This is a genomic window from Flavobacterium johnsoniae, assembly GCF_030388325.1.
Classification (GTDB): domain Bacteria; phylum Bacteroidota; class Bacteroidia; order Flavobacteriales; family Flavobacteriaceae; genus Flavobacterium; species Flavobacterium johnsoniae_C.
The window spans coordinates 951212-971254 of sequence record NZ_CP103794.1 but is presented as its reverse complement, the minus strand read 5'-3'; the positions used below and the strand labels follow the sequence as shown (position 1 = coordinate 971254).

The window sequence follows — 20043 nt, the reverse complement described above, 5'->3', positions numbered from 1 at the left end:
TACTGCCTAAAGCTTATTGCTTACTTATATTCGTGAATTACATCTTCTATCACATCTTCAATTGTTGGTTGATCAGCAACGATGATATTTTTAGTGATTTTTGACAAAGCTTCTGCAGTTGTATCGCCAATGCAGAAACAGATTTCTTTTTTGATTGTATTGTGTTTCAGATAACTTTTAACTCCAGACGGACTAAAAAATAAAATCGCTTCAGGATTTGCTTTTATTTTCTGAGGTTGAAGCGTAGTTTCGTACACCTGAATTTCATTGAATTTAATTCCGTTTTCCTTTAAGGCTTCTGGCAAAGTGTCTCTTCTAAGATTTCCACTAAAAAAAGTATAGCTTTCATTTCCGTAAATCAAAGTGATAATTTCGGCTAAATCTGCAGCGTAACCTGTGTAAGCTACAACATTAAAACCATTATCGCTTAAAAGCGTTTTGGTTTTTAGCCCAACACAGTACACGTTTTTACTTTTAAGTTTTTCTGATTTTGGGTCAGATAAAACACTATGAACGGCATTTTGACTTGTAAAAATTAAACTTTCGTTGAGGTCTTTTAATTCGAAAGGTTTGTTTTCAGTTTTAATGAAATCGGCTTCGATTAATTCAACGCCATATTTCATTAGCTCTTGTTTATGAAGAGGAGACAATATTTTTGTAGATACTATTTGAACTGGATTTGCCATTATTTCTTCAGAGATTCTTTAATCTGCTTCATTAATTCTGTTCCGCCATTATTTAAGATTTCTTGAGCACAGTTGAAACCTAGTTTCTTCCATTCTGAAATATCAACTGTTTTATTGATTTCCAGTTTTTGTTTTCCGTCAATAGAAAGTAAAACACCTTGAAAATGCAAAGTGTCTTCATCTTCATTATAAGTTACCAACGATCCAATTGGAGCCGTACATCCGCCTTCAAGCGTTCTCAAAAATTGACGTTCGATGTAGGTGCAGATTTCAGTTTCGATATCATTTAATTGCGAAAGTGCATCAAGAGTATAATTGTCATTTTCCATTGCCACTACAAGCATTGCGCCTTGCGCCGGTGCCGGAATCATCCAATCTAAATTGATGTAATTTTCTGGTTTCAAGTTGATTCTTTCCAAACCAGCAGCAGCAAAAACAGCTCCGTCCCAATCATTGTCTTTAAGTTTTTGCATACGCGTATTTACGTTTCCACGTAAGTCAACAACGGTATGATTTGGGTATTTATTAAACCATTGCGCCTGACGACGTAAGCTTCCGGTTGCAATGGTGCTTGGATTTGTAAAATCAGGGTTTCCTTTATGAACCAAAATGTCTAAAACATTGGCTCTTTCTAAAACTGCAGCTTGAACAATTCCTTTTGGCAAAGCCGTTGGAACATCTTTCATAGAATGCACAGCGATATCACAATCACCATTAATCATCGCGATGTCAAGCGTTTTCGTAAAAATTCCGGTAATTCCTAATTCGTAAAGCGGCTTATCCAGAATAATATCACCTTGAGATTTTACCGCAACAATCGAGGTTTTATAACCTAAATCGTTTAGTTTTTTCTCTACAGTGTGTGCTTGCCAAAGTGCTAATTCGCTGTCACGCGTTCCAATTCTGATTGTTTTTTCTGCCATGATTTTGTATTAAAATTTTACCATTAAGATATTAAGTTAATTAAGGCTTAGAAACTTAACTTTCTTAATATCTTAATGGTAAAACTAAAATTAAGATGCTTTTATCTTGAAGACTTTCTCGATCCATTCGATGCTTTCATCAACCATGGTATCGTCGTCTTTTAAATGATTTGCAAAATGTGTAGTAATTTTTTGGATGATTCTGTTACTGATAATTTCAGCTTGCTCTTCGTTGAAATCAGCGATTTTTTTGCTTTGAAAATCCAATTCAGAAGCTTTAATAGCGTTTAATTTGTCTTTTAAGGCGTTGATTGTAGGTGCAAATTTTCTGCCTTTCATCCAAATGACAAATTCTTCTTTGATTTCTTCGATAATTGCTTCAGCAGCTGGAATGTGTAATTTTCTGTTTTCCAAAGTTTCATCTGTCAATTGAGACAAATAATCCATGTGGATTAAAGTTACACCTTCTAATTCCTCTACGTTTTCATTTACGTTTTTCGGAATCGATAAATCCAGAATCAACAAAGGTTTTTTAAGATTTAAAATGGCTTTGTCAACCGTTGGGTTTTGTGCGCCAGTTGCCACAACAACAACATCGGCTTTTTGAAGTTCTAAATGTAATTCAGAATAATCTTTAACAATCAGATTTAGCTTTCCAGCCAATTTCTCAGCTTTGTCTTTTGTTCTGTTGATTAAAGTAATGTGTTCGTTTTTAGTGTGTTTTACTAAATTCTCACAAGTATTTCTTCCGATTTTACCAGTTCCAAAAAGTAAAATGTTCTTGTTGCTGATATCTTCGACATTCTTCAAAATATATTGTACAGAAGCAAAAGAAACCGAAGTCGCTCCAGAACTAATTTCTGTTTCTGTTTTAATTCTTTTACTTGCCTGAATCACTGCATTTACCAATCTTTCCATAAAAGCGTTGGCTAAATTCATTGATTTTGAATGAATAAAAGAAGTTTTAATTTGAGATATAATTTCGAAATCACCTAAAATCTGACTGTCTAAACCAGTTCCTACACGAAATAAGTGATTGATTGCTTCTTGATTTTTGTAAACGAAACCCACTTTTTGAAAGGCATCAACAGAACCATTACTGTTGTCGCAGATAAGTTTTATTAATTGAAATGGATGTTCGGCAAAACCGTAGATTTCGGTTCTGTTGCAAGTTGAAGTAACTATTAAACTTTCTATTCCCTCGTTTTTAGCTTGTTCAAGCAAACGCGTTTTAGCAACTGCGTCCAAACTAAATTGACCTCTGACCTCAGCATCAGCTTTTTTATAACTCAGACCAACTGAGTAAAAATAAAGGTGTTTCGGTACGTTATTGTTTTCCATAAATTCACTTTCATAAAAGTGCAACAAAATTATTACTATAGTGTTTATAAAAGTAACGCTAAAAGTACTTTTTATGTCGCTGTATGTTTTTTTGAACCTAAATAGGTGTTTTTGAGTAAAAAAGGCTACTTTTGTAGCAAAATCAACTCCTTTGAAGTGATTAGTTTAGAGTGATTCTAAATAACATTTTGAGTTTGTTTTGATTTTTGTTTCAAAAAAATATCGCTATGAGTTCTCAAGAAGTTATAAAAATTGAAGACGACTTTACGCTGATTCGTTTTCAAAATGATGGTTCAGAACCTTTTTACGCACAATACGAAATAATAGGTACTGGCCTGATACAGTTTCACTTCGGGATAAAAGGAAACGCAAAATTCTTGTTCAATCAAGGCAATTATGCTTTAGAATTGAAAGAAGAAAAATCGCTTCTTTTATATAATCCGCAGAAAGAATTACCACTAAATTTAGAATTGGCTCCAAACTCGTGGGCGATTTCAGTAATTGTATCAATTAAAAAATTTCACGCGTTATTTTCTGCCGAAGCCGATTATATTACTTTTTTAAGTCCTGATAATAAGGATAAGAAGTATTATAACGAAGGAAATATCAGTCCGTCAATGGCAATTGTGCTGAGTCAGTTGTTTCATTACAATCTTCATCCATCCATAAAAAATCTATATTATAAAGGAAAAGGATACGAATTGCTGAGTTTGTATTTTAATAGAACTGAAGATCCAAATGCAGAACAATGTCCGTTTTTGATTGATGAAGACAATGTTCTAAAAATCAGAAAGGCAAAAGAAATTGTAATCGCTAATATGGCCGAACCACCAGGATTGCAAGAACTAGCAGACGAAATCGGTTTGAATTTGAAAAAGCTGAAAATGGGTTTCAAACAAATTTATGGTGATACGGTTTATGGTTTCCTTTTCGATTATAAAATGGATTTCGCTAGAAAACTTTTAGACAGCGGTTCTTATAATGTAAATGAAGTTGGATTGAAAATCGGTTACAGTACAGGAAGTCATTTCATAGCCGCGTTCAAAAAGAAATTCGGAACAACACCAAAAAAGTATTTAATGTCGATTAATGCGAATGTTTAAAAATTTAAACACGGATTTCACAAATTAGCACCAAATAAAAATCTGCTCAACCTCCCGAATCTGTGATAGAAATCAATTTTGAATATTCGACAATAATTAAAAAGTAATAATTATCATATTTCGAATAAAGTACAGCGTTTACTTTTGCGGAAATTTTAAAACAAACAAAAAGCTTAAAGCCTAATGCTTAAAGCCTAATGCAAAAAAACAATAATGAAAGGCGTATTATTAGTAAATCTTGGATCTCCAGAAAGTCCAACTCCAAAAGATGTTAAACCTTATTTAGATGAATTTTTAATGGATAAATACGTGATTGACGTTCCGTATTTATTAAGAGCATTATTGGTTCGCGGAATTATTTTAAGAAAAAGACCAGAAGAATCAGCACACGCTTATGCAAAAATTTGGTGGGAAGAAGGTTCACCGTTAGTTGTTCTTTCAGAAAGAATGCAGAAAAAAGTACAGCCACTTGTAAACGTTCCAGTTTCTTTGGCAATGCGTTACGGAACGATGACAATCGAAAAAGGACTTCAGGAATTAAGCGATAAAGGAATTACAGATGTAATGCTTTTTCCTTTATATCCGCAATATGCAATGGCTTCAACTTTGACTATTTTAGTAAAAGCAGAAGAAATTCGCAAGAAGAAATTCCCACACATGAAGTTTACAGATGTTCCGGCATTCTACAATAAACCCGATTACATCAAGAATTTGGCTGATTCTATTCAGAAACATTTAGTTGGTTTTGATTACGATCATTTATTGTTTTCATACCACGGAATTCCAGAGCGTCATATCCGTAAAACCGATGTGACTAAATCGCATTGTAAAATTGACGGTTCTTGCTGTAACACGCCATCGCCGGCGCACGAATTTTGCTACCGTCACCAATGTTATGAGACGACAAAACAAGTCGTTAAATTATTAGGACTTCCAGAAGATAAATATAGTTTGACATTTCAATCGCGTTTAGCGGGAGACAAATGGTTAGAACCTTATACAGATGTTGAAATTGATAACATGCCAGCAAAAGGAATTAAGAAATTGGCAGTTGTTACACCAGCTTTCGTTTCGGATTGTTTAGAAACTTTGGAAGAAATCGCAATGCGTGCCAAAGAAGATTTCGAGGCAAATGGAGGAGAAGAGTTCTTGGCAATTCCATGTTTGAATGATGATGATGAATGGTGCGAAACTGTTGCGAATTGGATTAATGATTGGGCGAAATAAAATTTAGTTTCAGGTTTAAAGTTTCAAGTTTTTCTCAAAGTTGATTAACCTGAAACCTGAAACCTGAAACCTGAAATCTGAAACAAATTATAAATGGAATATTATAACTATCTAAAATCACTGCATCTAATATTCGTAATTACCTGGTTTGCGGGTTTGTTTTATATTGTGCGTTTGTTTGTTTATCAAATCGAAGCCAATGAAAAACCTTCGCCAGAAAAAGAAATTTTACAGGCGCAATATAAAATTATGGCCTACCGTTTGTGGTACATTATTACATGGCCTTCGGCGGTTTTGGCAAGTATTTTTGCTTTTTGGATGCTGTTTTTTACCGATGCAGGAAGTGTTTGGATCAAAATGCCGTGGATGCACGTAAAATTATGTTTCGTTTTCCTTTTGTATTTATATCACGGAAAATGTCATCAAATATTCAAACAATTACAAAACGATGAGGTAAAATATTCCAATAATTTTATGCGTTTATGGAACGAAGGCGCAACGATTATTTTGTTTGCCGTTGTTTTTTTAGTAGTTTTAAAAAGTGCCATCAACTGGATTTACGGCGTAATCGGAATCATATTATTCTCCGTTTTAATTATGCTGGGATTTCGATTTTACAAAAGAATTAGAGAAAGAAAATAGTTTTTTTAGTTTCAGGTTTCAAGTTTCAAGTTGCCATACGCAACGTAACCTGAAACTTGAAACCTGAAACAAACAAAAACAAAAAAACATGCTAAACATCAAAATGACAATGCTATCGCTTCGAACCAGGATTTTCCTGTCGATGATTGTATTGATTGTTGTGGCATCTTTTTTATTGGCTTCGATTTCGATTATTCAGTTTAAAACAGAGGCCAAAGAATACCATCAAGAACGGTTAGAAAGAAAAGAAAATGCCGTAAAAGAGCACATCAATTATGTGCTTTCAACTACAACATATCCTCTTAAAACAGGAAATTTAGATTTAATTTTTAAAGATAAAATTCACGAATTAGCGCAGATTCACAAAATTGAAATCAATATTTATAGCCTAGACGGAAAACTGCTTAAATCATCCAAAGAGTCTTTTGCTGTAGATAAAATTGCGCCACCGATTCCAGAATACATTCTAAAACTGGTTCGTTCTTCTATTGAAAAACGTTTTGTAGACATTAAAACGATTGACGGAGTTAAAAACCGATCTTCATATAGTTTAATAAAAGACGAAAAATTCAAACCGCTCGGAATCTTGAATCTCCCGTATTTAGAAGACGATGGTTATTACGATAATGAGTTGAATACTTTCTTGATTCGTTTGAGTCAGGTGTATTCTTTTATGCTGATTGTGGCTTTTGCTTTGGCATATTTCCTTTCGACTTATATCACAAAATCATTAAAAACCATTTCAGATCGTTTGGAAGAAACCAATTTGGATCAGAAAAACGAGAAAATTGTTTTAGAAGCTAATAGCAAAGAAGTTAACTTCCTGATAAAAGCTTATAACGGAATGGTAGACAAACTGGAAACCAGTGCCGTAAAACTAGCCCAAAGCGAAAGAGAAGAAGCTTGGCGCGAAATGGCGAAACAGGTCGCGCATGAAATTAAAAATCCACTTACGCCGATGCGTTTGACGGTTCAGAGTTTTCAACGAAAGTTTGATCCGAACGACCCTGATGTAAAGCAGAAGATGAATGACTATTCTGAAACTTTAATTCAGCAGATTGATACGATGACTTCTGTCGCTTCGGCTTTTTCGAATTTTGCTTCGATGCCAGCGCAGCAAAATGAAACGCTAAATGTTGTTGAGGTTGTAGAATTGGCTTTGGATATTTTCAACGAAGATTATATTGTTTTCGAAAAAGAAGAAGAAGAAATCATTTCCAAAATGGATCGTACGCAATTAATTCGTGTCATTACCAATTTGGTAAAAAATGCAACTCAGGCAATTCCAGAAAGTCAGTTTCAAAAATCGATTGTTGTTACAGTAAAAAGACGAAATGATAATGTTGAAATTGCGGTAAAAGACAACGGAATAGGAATCCAAAAACAAGATATCGGACGAATTTTCGAACCTAAATTTACAACCAAAACCAGCGGTATGGGACTTGGATTAGGAATTATTAAAAACATTATCGAAAATTACAAAGGAACAATTACCTTTGAGTCAACTTACGGAAAAGGAACAACTTTTAGAGTTTCTTTACCTATTACCAACTCCTAAAAAAAGTGTCATGAACTACGAGAATCTTTTAATTGCAATTGAAGAAAATATCGCGACCATTACAATAAACAGACCGACAAAATTGAATGCTTTGAACAAAGCAACAATTAGCGATTTGAGTAAAGCGATCAAATTATTGGGTAAAAATGATGATGTCCGCGTTATTATTTTGACTGGAAGCGGCGAAAAAGCATTTGTTGCCGGAGCCGATATTTCTGAATTTGCCAATTATACTATTGTTGAAGGCGCTCAATTGGCTGCAGAAGGTCAAGAATCGCTTTTTGATTTTATCGAAGGACTTAAAAAACCTGTTATTGCCGCAATTAACGGCTTTGCTCTTGGAGGCGGATTAGAGTTGGCAATGGCTTGTCATTTTAGAATTGCTTCTGATAATGCTAAAATGGGACTTCCAGAAGTGACTTTAGGATTGATTCCAGGTTATGGGGGAACACAGCGTTTGCCACAATTAATCGGTAAAGGACGTGCAATGGAATTAATTATGACCGCAGCAATGATTACTGCTGAACAAGCAAAAGATTACGGTTTGGTAAACCATGTTGTGCCTCAAGAAGAATTGCTTTCATTTACCAATGTAATTGCACAGAAAATCATCAAAAATGCACCTTTCGCTATCGGAAAAGCGATAAAAGCAATCAATGCTAATTTTACAGATGGTAAAAACGGTTTTGATGTCGAAATAAAATCATTCGGAAAATGCTTCGGAACCCAAGATTTTAAAGAAGGAACAACCGCTTTCTTAGAAAAACGTAAAGCAGAATTTACAGGAAAATAAATTTTTTGCTTAACCGCAAAGGTCGCTAGGGACTACGCAAGGTTCGCAAGTTTTTCTAAAATCTTTGTGCCCTTTGCGTAAATCTTTGCGACCTTTGCGGTAAAATTATAGACAAAGATTGTAAAAACTTAGAACCTTAAAAAAAATGTACGAACCAATATTTGCCCTTTTTTGTGAACGAGTTAAAGAAAGCATCCAAAGCGGAACTTTCGCTAAGCTAACTTTAGCCAAAACTATGGGCGATACAGAACTTAAAAATGTTTATTTCAGACTAGTTCTCAATGAAGACAATACTTTCTCCATTTCATTAACTTTTAGATATAAAACCGAAGAAGTTGAAAGTATTCACACTTTAGACGAAGCTTTATTGATTTTGGGTTCTCATATTAAAAAACCTTTTTTAACAGCACTTTTGTTTACAACAAATGACGATGTTACTTTCAAAGTCAATAAAAAGAACGCAGGAAGTATTATTGAACAGCCGCCGACTTTTAAAAATGCTTCGCCTGTAATGTTAGAAATGATTGAAAAAGGGATTGTTTAGTAAACTAAAAATTTTATGGAAATAAAAACGTTCTGGAGAATTATTGTTAAAGGAATTGGTTTGTGGCTTTTAGTAAATAGTATTTATGTGATTCCGCAATTTGCTTCTACATTTTCTTTCATTGAATATGGAGGCTTGAATTGGGAAAATTTAATTAGCGTTTGGTTTATAGTATTGGGAACCCTTGCAGTATATCTTTTTGTAACGGGATTTTTTCTTTTTAAAACAGAATGGATTGTTTCGATATTGAAACTGGACCAGAAATTTACTGAAAATAGAATTGATGTAAATATTCCTTATAAAAGTGTTCTTTCTATTGCCGTAATTGTTATTGGAGCTCTTGTTTTCGTGGAATCGATTCCTAAACTTTGCTCTACAATTTATGAATTTGTAAAGCAGAAAGAACTAATTAAGGATTATGCTGGAACTTCGTGGCTCATTTTTTACTTTTTAAAAGCAATTTCAGGCTATTTAATTATGACAAATAGTAAAACGATCATTAAGTTTATTGACAAACAAAAAAACGACGATAAAGAATAATATAAAAATCTCAAAATGAAACAAATAATTACTTTTATTGCAGTTGTATTAATTTCTATGACAACATCGGCTCAAACCAAAATGAAAGAATATAAAGCAGGACATACTTTTGATATAAGTATTCCCGATTATATGAATAAAACGGTTGGTTTAAACGAAGATTCTGCGATAGAATATCAAAGCGAAGTAAAAGAGCTTTATGGTTTTGTTATTTATGATTTAAAGGAAGATTTGAAATTGGTCGAATTAAATTTCAATTCGGCAAAAGAGTTTTACGACGGTTTTATGAAAGATTTCTTAAAAGAAACAGAGAAAAAGACTATTTCCAATCCAATTTCGAAAACAGTTAATGGCATTAATTTTATAGAAGCAGATGTTGATGCTTTTGATAAAGAGGCCAATACGGAAATCTATTATTTAATTGGCGTTGTTGAAACTAAAAAAGCATTTTATAAGATTCTTTCTTGGTCTGGAAAGGAGAATAAAGATAAATTTAAAGGAGATTTTCAGAAAATACTTTACAGCATAAAAGACTAAACAAAAAATCCCAAAACTCGAGTTTTGGGATTTTTTTTTATACCAGTTTTACAAATAGGTTAGAAGCAATTTTATTCGAAATGGATAATTCCCTTTCATTCACCTTAATTTTTACCGATAAATCGAAAGATTCTTTAGAGATAAATTCGATTTTAGAACCCAAAGCAATTCCTTGTTTATCTAGATATTTCAAAAATTCTGAAGAAGTATCTTTTACACCGACACAAACTCCAGTTTGGTTTTCTTCTAATTCAGATAAAAGCTGTTTCTCAATTTTAATGATTCGTCCATTTGCATCTGGAATCGGATCGCCGTGCGGATCTTCAGTTGGATTTCCCAGAAAATCATCTAAACGATTAATCAATTGTTCCGATTTAATGTGTTCCAATTGTTCTGCAATATCATGAACTTCATCCCAGCTGAAATTTAGTTTTTCTACCAAAAAAACTTCCCATAAACGGTGTTTTCTAACAATCATTTTGGCAGCCAGTTTTCCATTTTCGGTTAACGAAACACCTTGGTATTTTTTATAATTAACCAAATCTTTATCTGCCAACTTTTTAAGCATGTCGGTAACAGAGGAAGCTTTAGTTTCCATAATTTCTGCAATAGCATTTGTACTGACTTCAGTTTCTAAAGCAGCCGTTAAGTGATATATCGATTTTAGGTAGTTTTCTTCTGAAAAAGTCATTTCTTTTAAGGTTCAAAGTTACAAAGTTACAAAGGTTCATAGGGAAAACCTTTGTCCCTTTGTTCCTCTGAGCCTTTGCACCTTATTATTTAACAATCAACAAAGGTATTGAAATTTTATGTCTCAATTTATCTACGGTTGTGCCAAAAAGAATATCTTTTAAGCCAGTGTGACCGTGGGTTCCCATGACTAAAATGTCAAAATCACCATCATTTATTATTTCTGGGATTATTTTGTTGGGTTTTCCAAAACCAAGTTCAGTTTCGATATTGAAACCTCGTTCAGAAAGCATTTTTTTATATTCTAATAATAATTTTTCGTCAATTGTGGTTTCATGATCGTGAACATGAATGCCGTACATTAAAGCGCCGACAGTTTCTACAACATGTATAAGCGTATATTTCGCGTCCATTCCGCCTAATTCGAAAGCATGATTAAGCGCTGCTTCGTCTGCATTCGAAAAATCTACAGAAACCGCAATGTTTTTTACTTCTTGTGTTTTCTTTTGAGAAAAATGAAGTTTTAAATTATGCGGAGAATGATTGATAGTTTTTGATTTTGCTTTGGCAATAAAAGGTTTGAAAACAATATATAATAATAACGCTAAGAAACCGAATGCTAACGGAACTACAGTTAGCCAAAGAATGGTTGGATGCACTGAGTTTTCTAACCAAGATGTGATTTCATCATAAACCAATTTTGCATTTAGCGACACAATAATAGTAGCGATAATCCAAGAAACGACTTGTGTGGTTCTTGAAATATGAAAACCATTCATTTTTGATTTGTCGCTCACAAAGTGAATTAGAGGAATAATAGCAAAACCTAATTGTAAACTCAAAATAACCTGACTCAGAATTAAGAGTTTTCCAGTTACGCTTTCACCATAAATTAAAATCACGATTACGGCTGGAATTATGGCAATTAAACGCGTTATAATTCTTCGTACCCAAGGCTGAATTCTAAAATGAAGATAACCTTCCATTACAATTTGTCCCGCTAAAGTTCCTGTTACAGTTGAACTTTGTCCAGCAGCAATTAAAGCAACGGCAAATAAAATTGGCGCCCATTTGGTTCCTAAAAGCGGTTCGAGAAATTGATGTGCATCTTGAATTTCTGCAACTTCAAACATTCCGTTTTTATGGAAAGTCGCAGCGGCAAGAATCAGAATTGCCGCATTTACGAAGAAAGCTAAATTTAAAGCAATTGTCGAATCGATCAAATTGTATTTTAAAGCTTGTTTGATTCCGGCAGGAGTTCTGTCAAATTTTCTGGTTTGTACTAAAGATGAATGAAGATATAAATTGTGAGGCATTACCGTTGCTCCGATAATTCCGATTGCGATATATAACGCAGCCGAGTTTGGAATTGAAGGAATAAGCCCTTGTAGCACTTTACCCATTTCTGGTTCTGCAAAAATCATTTCGAAAATAAAAGAAAAGCCAATAATAGCCACCAAAGCAATAATAAAGGCTTCCATCTTGCGAATTCCTTTATTGATCAGGAAAAGCAGTAAAAAGGTATCTAAAACGGTAATTAGAACCGCTTCTAGCAACGGAATTCCAAAAAGAAGATTAATTCCGATTGCCATTCCGAGAACTTCTGCCAGATCGCAGGCTGCAATGGCAACTTCGGCTAAAAAATATAAAATGTAGTTGATGTATTTGGAGTATGTTTCTCTCGAAGCTTGTGCAAGATCGCGTTGGGTTACGATTCCCAAACGCGCACTTAAACTTTGCAAAAGTAAAGCCATTAAGTTACTCATCAATAAAACCCAGACCAAAGTATATCCGAATTGGCTTCCGCCGGCAATATCTGTTGCCCAGTTTCCTGGATCCATATAGCCAACGCTTACTAAATATGCTGGGCCTAAGAAGGCTAAAATTTTTCTAAAACCTTTTTTTTTGTTTTCGGTAGAAACCGATTCGTGGACTTCTTCTAAAGATTTAGTCATTGTAAAAGTATTGTTTTCACAAATATATAGAAAAATTATATTCGCGGAACAATATTTTTAGACTAGTCTAAAAGTTAAATGTTAGAATTTAAACAATTTGGGCATAAACCAGATAAAGTAAAATTGATTTCATTTACTTTATAATTATGAGGCATAATGTAACTTGGTTTTACATTTTCAAGACAAGTAATTTCGTGGCAATTCTCATGACTAAAATGAGCATGGTTATGTATATGCACACGCTGATGTGAATGATGACATTTGGCATATTTTACTGTTCCGTCAAGATTAGATATTTTATGTATAATATCTTCATTTATCAAACGATCCAAAATTCTGTAAATAGTAACGCGATCGCACAAATCATTTAATTGTTTCTGAATTTCTGTGTGCGATAAGGCGGTCTTAGATTTTTCTAAAACTTCTAAAACAGCTGTTTTTGCTGCAGTATTACGTGTAGTTTTCATTATTTACAGCGTTAAAAAATTAATGCAACAATGTTGCGATTGATAAAATTGTTTATATTTGCAACTTAATTGCAATAAGCAAATGTACACGAAATGAAGAAAATAACCACGCCCTTTTACGATATTTTAGGAATTTCAAGTGCCACCGTCTGTCTGGTTCACTGTTTGATTTTTCCGTTATTAACGATCCTTCCATTAGGATTAAGCCACAATCCAATAATAGATTTGCTGTTTGCTTCAGTAGGTTTATTTGCTATTCTCAAAATTATAAAAAAATCATCTCTTTTGGTGTCTTCCATTTTGATTGTTTCAATGGCTTTAATTTGGATGAGCGTTTTGAGCGATATTTTATTCGAAATTCATTTGGATTTAATTTATTTCGGAGGAATCGGAATGATTATCGGGCATTTAATTAATTACAAATTACATAGAAAACTAAATCATTAAGATATGAAACAGAAGAATTTTGATGTGATTATTGTTGGAGGAAGTTACAGCGGTCTTTCTGCCGCAATGAGTTTAGGAAGATCGCTGCGTCAGGTTTTGGTTATTGACAGCGGTTTACCTTGTAATAAACAAACGCCACATTCTCATAATTTTATCACACAAGACGGGGAGAAGCCAGCAGTTATTTCGGCGAAAGCCAAACTTCAAGTTGAAATTTATAAAACAGTTCAATTTTATAATGGACTTGCTGTAAAAGCAGTTAAGAATGGAAATAGTTTTGAAGTTTCTACAGAATCTGGCGATGTTTTCACTTCAAGAAAAATTTTATTCGCGACAGGCGTTAAAGATTTACTTCCAGAAATTAAAGGTTTTTCAGATTGTTGGGGGATTTCGGTTTTGCATTGTCCATATTGTCATGGTTATGAAGTTAAAAGCGAAAAAACAGCAATTATAGCGAATGGAGAAATGGGATTTGAATATGCAAAACTAATTTCGAATTGGACAAAAGATTTGAGATTGTGCACCAACGGAAAATCAGAATTGACTTTGGAACAAACCCAAATTTTAAAAAATCATGGAGTTTTAATTTTTGAAGAAGAAATTGATTCTTTTGAACACAAAGAAGGTTATATTCAAAATATTATCTTCAAAAACCAAGAAAAAATTGAAGTAAAAGCCATTTATTCTAGACCGCCATTTGAACAGCATTGTCCAATTCCTGAAAATTTGGGTTGCGAAATCAATGAACAAGGTTTATTGAAAGTAGATGCGATGCAAAAAACAAATGTTACGGGAATTTTTGCAAGCGGAGATTGTACAACGCCAATGCGTTCTGTAGCAATTGCGGTTTCTAGCGGTTCTTTCGCTGGAGCGGTAATAAACAAAGAACTTATTGACGAGGATTTTTGATACTCATACGAAAATTGCTCGCAAAGTCGCTAAGACGCAAAGTTTTTTACCTTATTAAAAAATAATTTTTGCGTCTTAACGATTTTACGAGATTAAAATCAAAAATCTAACATCTTGAATTAAATCAGTTTAAAATTTTTAAACCAAGAATAATTATTTGTCAAATATAATTTTTAGTTTTGTCTAAATTTAATTTTATAATAATGAAATATTTATTTTTGACAATATTAATACTTTCAACTAAAAACTTCTATTCACAAAATATCTCTGGAAAAGTGGAAGCAGATGTTCCATCATTTCAGGAAATAAACATTCGTTTATTAAACACAAACTTTAAAACACAAACAGATTCGGTTGGTTATTATAAATTAGAAAATGTCCCAAGCGGTTCTTATAAAATCTCGATAAATTCGAACGGATTCAAAACCATAACTCAAAAAATTACGGTTTTAGAAAATGAAAATTTGATTCTTGATTTTGAATTAAAAGAAGATCAAAACGAATTGAACGAAGTCGTAGTTTCTGGAACTTTAAAACCTGTAAAACGATTAGAAAGCGCTGTTCCGGTTGAGGTTTATTCGCCTACTTTCTTCAAAAAAAATCCAACGCCAAGCATTTATGATGCGCTCCAAAATATAAATGGCGTTCGTCCGCAGTTGAATTGTGGGGTTTGCAACACGGGCGATATTCATATAAATGGATTAGAAGGTCCGTATACTTTAGTTATGATCGACGGAATGCCAATTGTAAGCAGTCTTTCTACGGTTTATGGTTTGTCTGGAATTCCGAATTCTTTGGTCGAACGAATCGAAATTGTAAAAGGTCCGGCTTCGTCTCTTTACGGAAGTGAAGCAGTTGGCGGTTTGATTAATATTATTACTAAAAACCCAACAAACGCGCCGACTTTTTCTGCGGATTATTTTACGACTTCTTATTTTGAAAGCAATCTCGATTTGGGAACGAAGTTTAATGTTGGTAAAAAAGCAACGTCCATTATCGGAATTAATTATTTCAATTATGATCAAGTTATCGATAAAGACAACGACAATTTTACCGATGTAACGCTTTCTGAACGAATTTCGATTTTTAATAAATGGAGTTTTAAAAGAAACCAGAATAGATTGTTTACTATCGCAGCACGCGGAATGTATGAAGATCGATGGGGCGGAGACATTCGTTGGGAAAAAAAATACAGAGGAGGAGACGAAATTTATGGCGAAAGCATTTATACGAAAAGAGCCGAATTAATCGGAAGTTATCAATTGCCTTTTGAAGAAAAATTGATGCTTTCTTTCTCTGGAAATGTTCATTATCAAGACAGTCGTTATGGCACAACTTCTTATATCGCCAATCAGAAAATTGGATTTTTGCAATTGACTTGGGATAAAAAAATCGGAAGAAATGATTTATTAGCAGGAATTGCAAGTCGTTACACTTATTACGACGACAACACGCCCGCAACCAAAGAAGCTGAAAATACTTGGCTTCCAGGAATTTTTGTTCAGGACGAAATTACATTTTCTCCTAAAAGTCAGGTTTTGTTGGGAATGCGATATGATTATAATTCTATTCACGGCTCTATTTTTACTCCGAGATTTGCCTATCGCTTTAAAGCAAATGAAAACACAATTTTTAGATTAAATGCCGGAACTGGATTTCGTGTCGTAAATTTATTTACTGAAGATCACGCCGCTTTAACGGGTTCTAGAGATGTTGTAATTGCCAATAATTTGAATCCCGAACAATCTGTAAATGTCAATTTGAATTATATTCAGAAAATCAATTTTGGAAATGGGACTTTTATGGGAATCGAAACCACGGCTTTTTATACAAGATTCAGTAATAAAATTATATCAGATTACGAAACCGATCCGAATAAAATCATTTACGATAATATCGATGGTTATGCAATCAGTCAAGGAATTAGCACCAATGTTGATCTTAATTTTCCGTCTGGATTGAAATTTATTCTTGGAGCAACAGTTTTAGATAACAAAAATGTAGAAAACGGAATTTCGCAACGACCATTTCTAACAGAGAATTTCACGGGAACTTGGAGTATTTCATACAAAATTCAACCGTGGAATTTATCTTTGGATTATACGGGAAATGTTTACAGTCCGATGAATTTACCTTTGTTGAGCGAAACCGATCCGAGAAGTCCAAAATCGCCTTGGTATAGTATTCAAAACATTCAATTTACGTATTCTGGATGGAGAGATTTCGAAATTTATGGCGGAATTAAAAACCTTTTGAACTTTACACCAAAACAAAATAATCCGTTTTTGATTTCGAGAACCAACGATCCTTTTGATAAAAATGTACAATACGATTCTAACGGAAAAGTATTGGTGACGCCAGATAATCCGTACGGTTTGACATTTGATACAACTTATGTTTATGGGCAAAATCAAACGATTCGAGGTTTTTTGGGATTGCGATATACTTTGAGATAAATTTATGAGCCACAGATCAAAAGGATTAGAAAGGATTTTTTTACTTCGCTCAGCCTGACAAACAAAAAATCCTTTTAATCTGTGAAATCTGTGGCAAAAAACAACAAACAATGAAAAAGCTATTTTTAATAATTTTCTTCTTCGGAATTTCAGCAACAGCTTTCTGTCAGCTGAAGACTAATTCTTTTGAAGAAATAGATAGTCTTCAGCAAATTCAAAATCGAAAAATCATTGTTTTTATTCATACCGACTGGTGTCAGTTTTGCCAAAGAATGAAATCGACAACTTTTAAAAATCAGGAAATTATTGAAAAACTAAATTCAGATTTTTATTTCGTTGATTTTAATGCAGAAGAAAAACGAGATATTACATTCAATAATCATTCTTTCAAATATTTGCCTTCTGGAAATAATGTTGGTGTTCATGAACTTGCTTTGCAATTAGGAACACAAAACAATCAAATTACTTATCCCGTTTTGTGTGTTTTGAATGAGAAAAATGAAATTATATTTCAATATTCGAATTATTTATCTCCAAAAGACTTCAAACTTCTTTTAGAAAAACTCAAAAATTAGAACTAATTATTTTACTGCTAAATTCAGCCAAATCAAAGTTTTTTTTTAAAGATAATTAGTTATTAATCAGCTCTTTCAGAATTAATTTGTAAATTAGTTAAAAACTGTTTAAAGCTTGAAGTTGTTGAAAATCAAATAGATGTGATTTTTTGAATTTAGATTTTATATTTTTTAATGTTTTTCAGATAATAAAGAAAAAACAAATTGAGTTTTAGTTTAAAAGAAAAGTATTTTTTTTAAACAAACGCAACCAAATCCATTTTTGGTTATCTATAATTTATAGTCAGACTCATAAAAAACAGGTCAGAAACAGAAAATGTATGGGGATATTTAAGAATCTAGAACTCTATTGCAATAGAAAAAAAATAATTAAAAGCCAGTCCGATCAATCAATACCAAACTATAATACTTATAATCCGTCAAAAAAAACTATTGTTTTTTTTAATATTAATATGCCGTCTCCCGACCAAGATTCTGGTTCTAATAGACTGAAAGAGATTATTTGGTTTTTTAAAAGTAAAAACTACAACTGTATTATTTGCTCAAAAGATACTTTTCGTGACAATGGTTACGTAAGTTATTTTAGCAAAATGGGAGTAATTGTGTTCGTTGAAACGAATCAATACAAAACTTATTTTGATTTTGTAAAATCAATTCCCAAAGTAGATTTTGTCTGGTATTATGGCGCACGAACATTGCTTTATAATTTGAAAAAAATAAAAGAGATTGTGCCAAATGCAAAATCAATTTTTGATATGGTCGATATTCATTTTCTGCGTTACAAAAGAGCGATGGAAATTGATCCGAAACGAATTTCTATCAAGAAAAATTACAATAAGTTTTTTTTCGTAGAAACCAGATTAGCTCAAACTGCAGATTTTGTTATAACCATTTCTGATATTGAAAAGGAAATAATGTCGAAATATATCGATCGAGATAAATTGATTACGATTTCGAATATTCATTATCAAAAAATTAAAAAAGAAGAAACGTTGCCTTTTGAAGATCGCGAAGATATTCTTTTTATTGGCTCCGGACACGAACCCAACATTGATGCAGTGACTTATTTGTATCACGAAATAATGCCTATTGTTTGGCAGCAAAATGCTAATATCAAGGTAAATATAATTGGAAATGTAAAGGATAAGATCAAAAAGATTACAGATTCTAGATTTATATTTCGAGGATATGTTTCAAATATTGATTCTCTTTTTACCAAAAACAAAATAATGGTCGCGCCTTTGCGATTCGGCGCTGGCGTAAAAGGAAAAATAGGACAAGCTTTTGAGTATTTTCTTCCAGTTATAACTTCTTCTGTTGGAGCAGAAGGAATGCAGCTTGTTCATCAAAAAAATGCTTTGGTTTATGATACGAAAGAAGAATTTGCATCGGCAATAATTGATTTGTACAATAACAAAACAGTGTGGACAGAATTACAGCAAAATTCTGAGAAAAGTTTGGAGCCATTTTCTATCCAGGTTTTAGAACCTATTTTTTTAAGAATCGATGCTTTATAATCCAAATACTTTGTCCAACAATTTATAATTTGCTTCAAGACTATGAAAATTATTAAAGAATGAAGTGGCTTCTGAGCTAATTTGAGCATAGAAATCTTCGTCGTTTAGTAATTTATGAATATACTCCGCAAATTCGTTCGGATCATTAGTAACCAAACAGCCGTTGTTTGTTTTATTTGATAAACCGTCGATACCTCTTTCGTTGCAAACTACGGGAATTCCGAAAGACAAGGCTTCGATTACTTTGATTTTTACTCCTGTACCGCTCAACATTGGGCAAAGTGCAATTTTACTTTGTTGGTATGCAGTATCTAGATTCTCAATAAAGCTGATTTTTTCTACATTTTCGAATTCTCCAACATATTGGCTGATTTTTCCGATCACGGCAATTTTTATCGATTTTGATAACAAAGGATAAACATTTTCAAAAAACCAATTGACAGCGGCAATATTGTGTTCATTGTCGCTTGCAACGTAGATTAAATCATATTTTGATTCGGTTTTAGAATTGTTTTTTGAAGGCAAAGCATGAGTTGCCAACGCAATTTCTTTGTCTACAAATTGCGAAAAAACATATTTCTCTTCTGGAGAAATCACCAAAATTTTATCAAAAGCGCTTAAGATTTCTATTTCTTTTTGAAAAAATCTGCCTAATTGAAACTTCTTCTTTTTTTGAAATTGAGAAGTTAAAAAATCATGCGTGTCAATAATTAATCTAGAGTTTTTAAGATTTGGACTTTTCTTTATTAATCTTGACCAATAGACATAAGAAATCAAGACAACATCGTATTCATTTTCTTTTAAGACATTATTAAAAGCTTCGAAATGACCTATTCGAGTTCTGTCAAATAAACCTATTTTTCTGGTAATTCTGTTCGGGAGAGATTGGTAAAAGAAATATTTTAGTTTGTTTTTCTTTCGAATAAAAATAGGAAGCAAATAACCATTCGAGATTAATTTTTCTTCTTTCAATTTATCGATTTCCTTTTCTGTAAATATGTTTGTGGCAACGCCAACAAAATCAGTTTCTATATTTCGGGTTTTAAAATATTCTAGCAATGCCAAAGCTCTAGCATTATTTCCTTGTGTTTTATGCAACGGATTTTCAGGATAGAAATATAAAATTTTCATAT

At 32.9% G+C, this 20043-nt stretch carries 20 protein-coding genes; 13 read left to right on the top strand and 7 right to left on the bottom strand.

Annotated features, from left to right (window positions below; all coding sequences use genetic code 11):
* Positions 1-20 precede the first annotated feature (20 nt).
* The 3 genes from NYQ10_RS04365 to hemA all read right to left on the bottom strand — a co-directional run bounded on the left by NYQ10_RS04365 (position 21) and on the right by hemA (position 2950).
* On the bottom strand, positions 21-686 hold the full coding sequence (locus NYQ10_RS04365) for a uroporphyrinogen-III synthase (RefSeq protein ID WP_289879056.1): 666 nt from the start codon (positions 684-686) through the stop codon (positions 21-23).
* On the bottom strand, positions 686-1609 hold the full coding sequence (gene hemC / locus NYQ10_RS04360) for a hydroxymethylbilane synthase (protein ID WP_289879055.1): 924 nt from the start codon (positions 1607-1609) through the stop codon (positions 686-688). The genes NYQ10_RS04365 and hemC overlap by 1 nt, the downstream gene beginning before the upstream one ends.
* A 90-nt stretch (positions 1610-1699) precedes the next feature.
* Entirely contained in the window at positions 1700-2950 is a 1251-nt protein-coding gene (gene hemA / locus NYQ10_RS04355) for a glutamyl-tRNA reductase (protein WP_289879054.1), read from the bottom strand.
* A 227-nt stretch (positions 2951-3177) separates the two neighbouring features.
* Between hemA and NYQ10_RS04350 the strand changes: the two genes are divergently transcribed.
* The 8 genes from NYQ10_RS04350 (at position 3178) to NYQ10_RS04315 (ending at position 9894) form a co-directional block, all read left to right on the top strand.
* Complete coding sequence (locus NYQ10_RS04350; protein WP_289879053.1) at positions 3178-4053, top strand: AraC family transcriptional regulator; 876 nt, start codon at positions 3178-3180, stop codon at positions 4051-4053.
* A gap of 213 nt (positions 4054-4266) precedes the next feature.
* Positions 4267-5280 (top strand): ferrochelatase, encoded by a 1014-nt coding sequence (gene hemH / locus NYQ10_RS04345; RefSeq protein WP_289879052.1) that lies wholly within the window; start codon positions 4267-4269, stop codon positions 5278-5280.
* Positions 5281-5373: 93 nt separating this feature from the next.
* Entirely contained in the window at positions 5374-5922 is a 549-nt protein-coding gene (locus NYQ10_RS04340) for a CopD family protein (RefSeq protein ID WP_289879051.1), read from the top strand.
* Positions 5923-6064: 142 nt separating this feature from the next.
* Complete coding sequence (locus NYQ10_RS04335) at positions 6065-7480, top strand: sensor histidine kinase (protein WP_289881007.1); 1416 nt, start codon at positions 6065-6067, stop codon at positions 7478-7480.
* Positions 7481-7490: 10 nt separating this feature from the next.
* Entirely contained in the window at positions 7491-8273 is a 783-nt protein-coding gene (locus tag NYQ10_RS04330) for an enoyl-CoA hydratase/isomerase family protein (protein ID WP_276171638.1), read from the top strand.
* A gap of 145 nt (positions 8274-8418) precedes the next feature.
* Entirely contained in the window at positions 8419-8817 is a 399-nt protein-coding gene (locus tag NYQ10_RS04325; RefSeq protein ID WP_289879050.1) for a hypothetical protein, read from the top strand.
* Positions 8818-8832: 15 nt separating this feature from the next.
* Entirely contained in the window at positions 8833-9357 is a 525-nt protein-coding gene (locus NYQ10_RS04320) for a hypothetical protein (protein WP_289879049.1), read from the top strand.
* A gap of 15 nt (positions 9358-9372) precedes the next feature.
* A complete protein-coding gene (locus tag NYQ10_RS04315) occupies positions 9373-9894 on the top strand; it encodes a hypothetical protein (protein ID WP_289879048.1) in 522 nt (173 codons plus the stop codon).
* A 37-nt stretch (positions 9895-9931) separates the two neighbouring features.
* Here NYQ10_RS04315 and NYQ10_RS04310 read toward each other — a convergent pair whose 3' ends face one another.
* From NYQ10_RS04310 to NYQ10_RS04300, 3 genes are all read right to left on the bottom strand, one after another.
* Positions 9932-10585, bottom strand: coding sequence for a metal-dependent transcriptional regulator (locus NYQ10_RS04310; protein WP_289879047.1), 654 nt, complete (start codon positions 10583-10585; stop codon positions 9932-9934).
* Between the two features lie 85 nt (positions 10586-10670).
* On the bottom strand, positions 10671-12539 hold the full coding sequence (locus NYQ10_RS04305; RefSeq protein ID WP_289879046.1) for an Nramp family divalent metal transporter: 1869 nt from the start codon (positions 12537-12539) through the stop codon (positions 10671-10673).
* 74 nt (positions 12540-12613) lie between these two features.
* Positions 12614-13006, bottom strand: coding sequence for a Fur family transcriptional regulator (locus NYQ10_RS04300; protein WP_289879045.1), 393 nt, complete (start codon positions 13004-13006; stop codon positions 12614-12616).
* 93 nt (positions 13007-13099) lie between these two features.
* On the opposite strand from NYQ10_RS04300, the gene NYQ10_RS04295 reads away from it, so the two are divergent.
* The 5 genes from NYQ10_RS04295 (at position 13100) to NYQ10_RS04275 (ending at position 18910) form a co-directional block, all read left to right on the top strand.
* Positions 13100-13453, top strand: coding sequence for a MerC domain-containing protein (locus NYQ10_RS04295; RefSeq protein WP_289879044.1), 354 nt, complete (start codon positions 13100-13102; stop codon positions 13451-13453).
* 3 nt (positions 13454-13456) lie between these two features.
* Positions 13457-14362 carry an NAD(P)/FAD-dependent oxidoreductase gene (locus tag NYQ10_RS04290; protein WP_289879043.1) on the top strand — a complete coding sequence of 302 codons (906 nt, stop codon included), beginning with the start codon at positions 13457-13459 and terminating at the stop codon, positions 14360-14362.
* A gap of 203 nt (positions 14363-14565) precedes the next feature.
* Positions 14566-16818 carry a TonB-dependent receptor gene (locus NYQ10_RS04285; protein WP_289879042.1) on the top strand — a complete coding sequence of 751 codons (2253 nt, stop codon included), beginning with the start codon at positions 14566-14568 and terminating at the stop codon, positions 16816-16818.
* A gap of 110 nt (positions 16819-16928) precedes the next feature.
* On the top strand, positions 16929-17393 hold the full coding sequence (locus tag NYQ10_RS04280) for a thioredoxin family protein (RefSeq protein WP_289879041.1): 465 nt from the start codon (positions 16929-16931) through the stop codon (positions 17391-17393).
* Positions 17394-17713: 320 nt separating this feature from the next.
* Positions 17714-18910 carry a glycosyltransferase gene (locus tag NYQ10_RS04275; protein WP_289879040.1) on the top strand — a complete coding sequence of 399 codons (1197 nt, stop codon included), beginning with the start codon at positions 17714-17716 and terminating at the stop codon, positions 18908-18910.
* Here the strand turns inward: NYQ10_RS04275 and NYQ10_RS04270 are convergent.
* Positions 18905-20041, bottom strand: a complete 1137-nt coding sequence (locus tag NYQ10_RS04270; protein ID WP_289879039.1) for a glycosyltransferase — start codon at positions 20039-20041, stop codon at positions 18905-18907. The genes NYQ10_RS04275 and NYQ10_RS04270 overlap by 6 nt on opposite strands.
* Positions 20042-20043: the final 2 nt, after the last annotated feature.

Bases quoted from the DNA above. Each gene is read 5' to 3' on its own strand.
- NYQ10_RS04365 (WP_289879056.1), bottom strand. From the start codon at position 686: ATGGCAAATCCAGTTCAAATAGTATCTACAAAAATATTGTCTCCTCTT.
- hemC (WP_289879055.1), bottom strand. From the start codon at position 1,609: ATGGCAGAAAAAACAATCAGAATTGGAACGCGTGACAGCGAATTAGCA.
- hemA (WP_289879054.1), bottom strand. From the start codon at position 2,950: ATGGAAAACAATAACGTACCGAAACACCTTTATTTTTACTCAGTTGGT.
- NYQ10_RS04350 (WP_289879053.1), top strand. From the start codon at position 3,178: ATGAGTTCTCAAGAAGTTATAAAAATTGAAGACGACTTTACGCTGATT.
- hemH (WP_289879052.1), top strand. From the start codon at position 4,267: ATGAAAGGCGTATTATTAGTAAATCTTGGATCTCCAGAAAGTCCAACT.
- NYQ10_RS04340 (WP_289879051.1), top strand. From the start codon at position 5,374: ATGGAATATTATAACTATCTAAAATCACTGCATCTAATATTCGTAATT.
- NYQ10_RS04335 (WP_289881007.1), top strand. From the start codon at position 6,065: ATGATTGTATTGATTGTTGTGGCATCTTTTTTATTGGCTTCGATTTCG.
- NYQ10_RS04330 (WP_276171638.1), top strand. From the start codon at position 7,491: ATGAACTACGAGAATCTTTTAATTGCAATTGAAGAAAATATCGCGACC.
- NYQ10_RS04325 (WP_289879050.1), top strand. From the start codon at position 8,419: ATGTACGAACCAATATTTGCCCTTTTTTGTGAACGAGTTAAAGAAAGC.
- NYQ10_RS04320 (WP_289879049.1), top strand. From the start codon at position 8,833: ATGGAAATAAAAACGTTCTGGAGAATTATTGTTAAAGGAATTGGTTTG.
- NYQ10_RS04315 (WP_289879048.1), top strand. From the start codon at position 9,373: ATGAAACAAATAATTACTTTTATTGCAGTTGTATTAATTTCTATGACA.
- NYQ10_RS04310 (WP_289879047.1), bottom strand. From the start codon at position 10,585: ATGACTTTTTCAGAAGAAAACTACCTAAAATCGATATATCACTTAACG.
- NYQ10_RS04305 (WP_289879046.1), bottom strand. From the start codon at position 12,539: ATGACTAAATCTTTAGAAGAAGTCCACGAATCGGTTTCTACCGAAAAC.
- NYQ10_RS04300 (WP_289879045.1), bottom strand. From the start codon at position 13,006: ATGAAAACTACACGTAATACTGCAGCAAAAACAGCTGTTTTAGAAGTT.
- NYQ10_RS04295 (WP_289879044.1), top strand. From the start codon at position 13,100: ATGAAGAAAATAACCACGCCCTTTTACGATATTTTAGGAATTTCAAGT.
- NYQ10_RS04290 (WP_289879043.1), top strand. From the start codon at position 13,457: ATGAAACAGAAGAATTTTGATGTGATTATTGTTGGAGGAAGTTACAGC.
- NYQ10_RS04285 (WP_289879042.1), top strand. From the start codon at position 14,566: ATGAAATATTTATTTTTGACAATATTAATACTTTCAACTAAAAACTTC.
- NYQ10_RS04280 (WP_289879041.1), top strand. From the start codon at position 16,929: ATGAAAAAGCTATTTTTAATAATTTTCTTCTTCGGAATTTCAGCAACA.
- NYQ10_RS04275 (WP_289879040.1), top strand. From the start codon at position 17,714: ATGGGGATATTTAAGAATCTAGAACTCTATTGCAATAGAAAAAAAATA.
- NYQ10_RS04270 (WP_289879039.1), bottom strand. From the start codon at position 20,041: ATGAAAATTTTATATTTCTATCCTGAAAATCCGTTGCATAAAACACAA.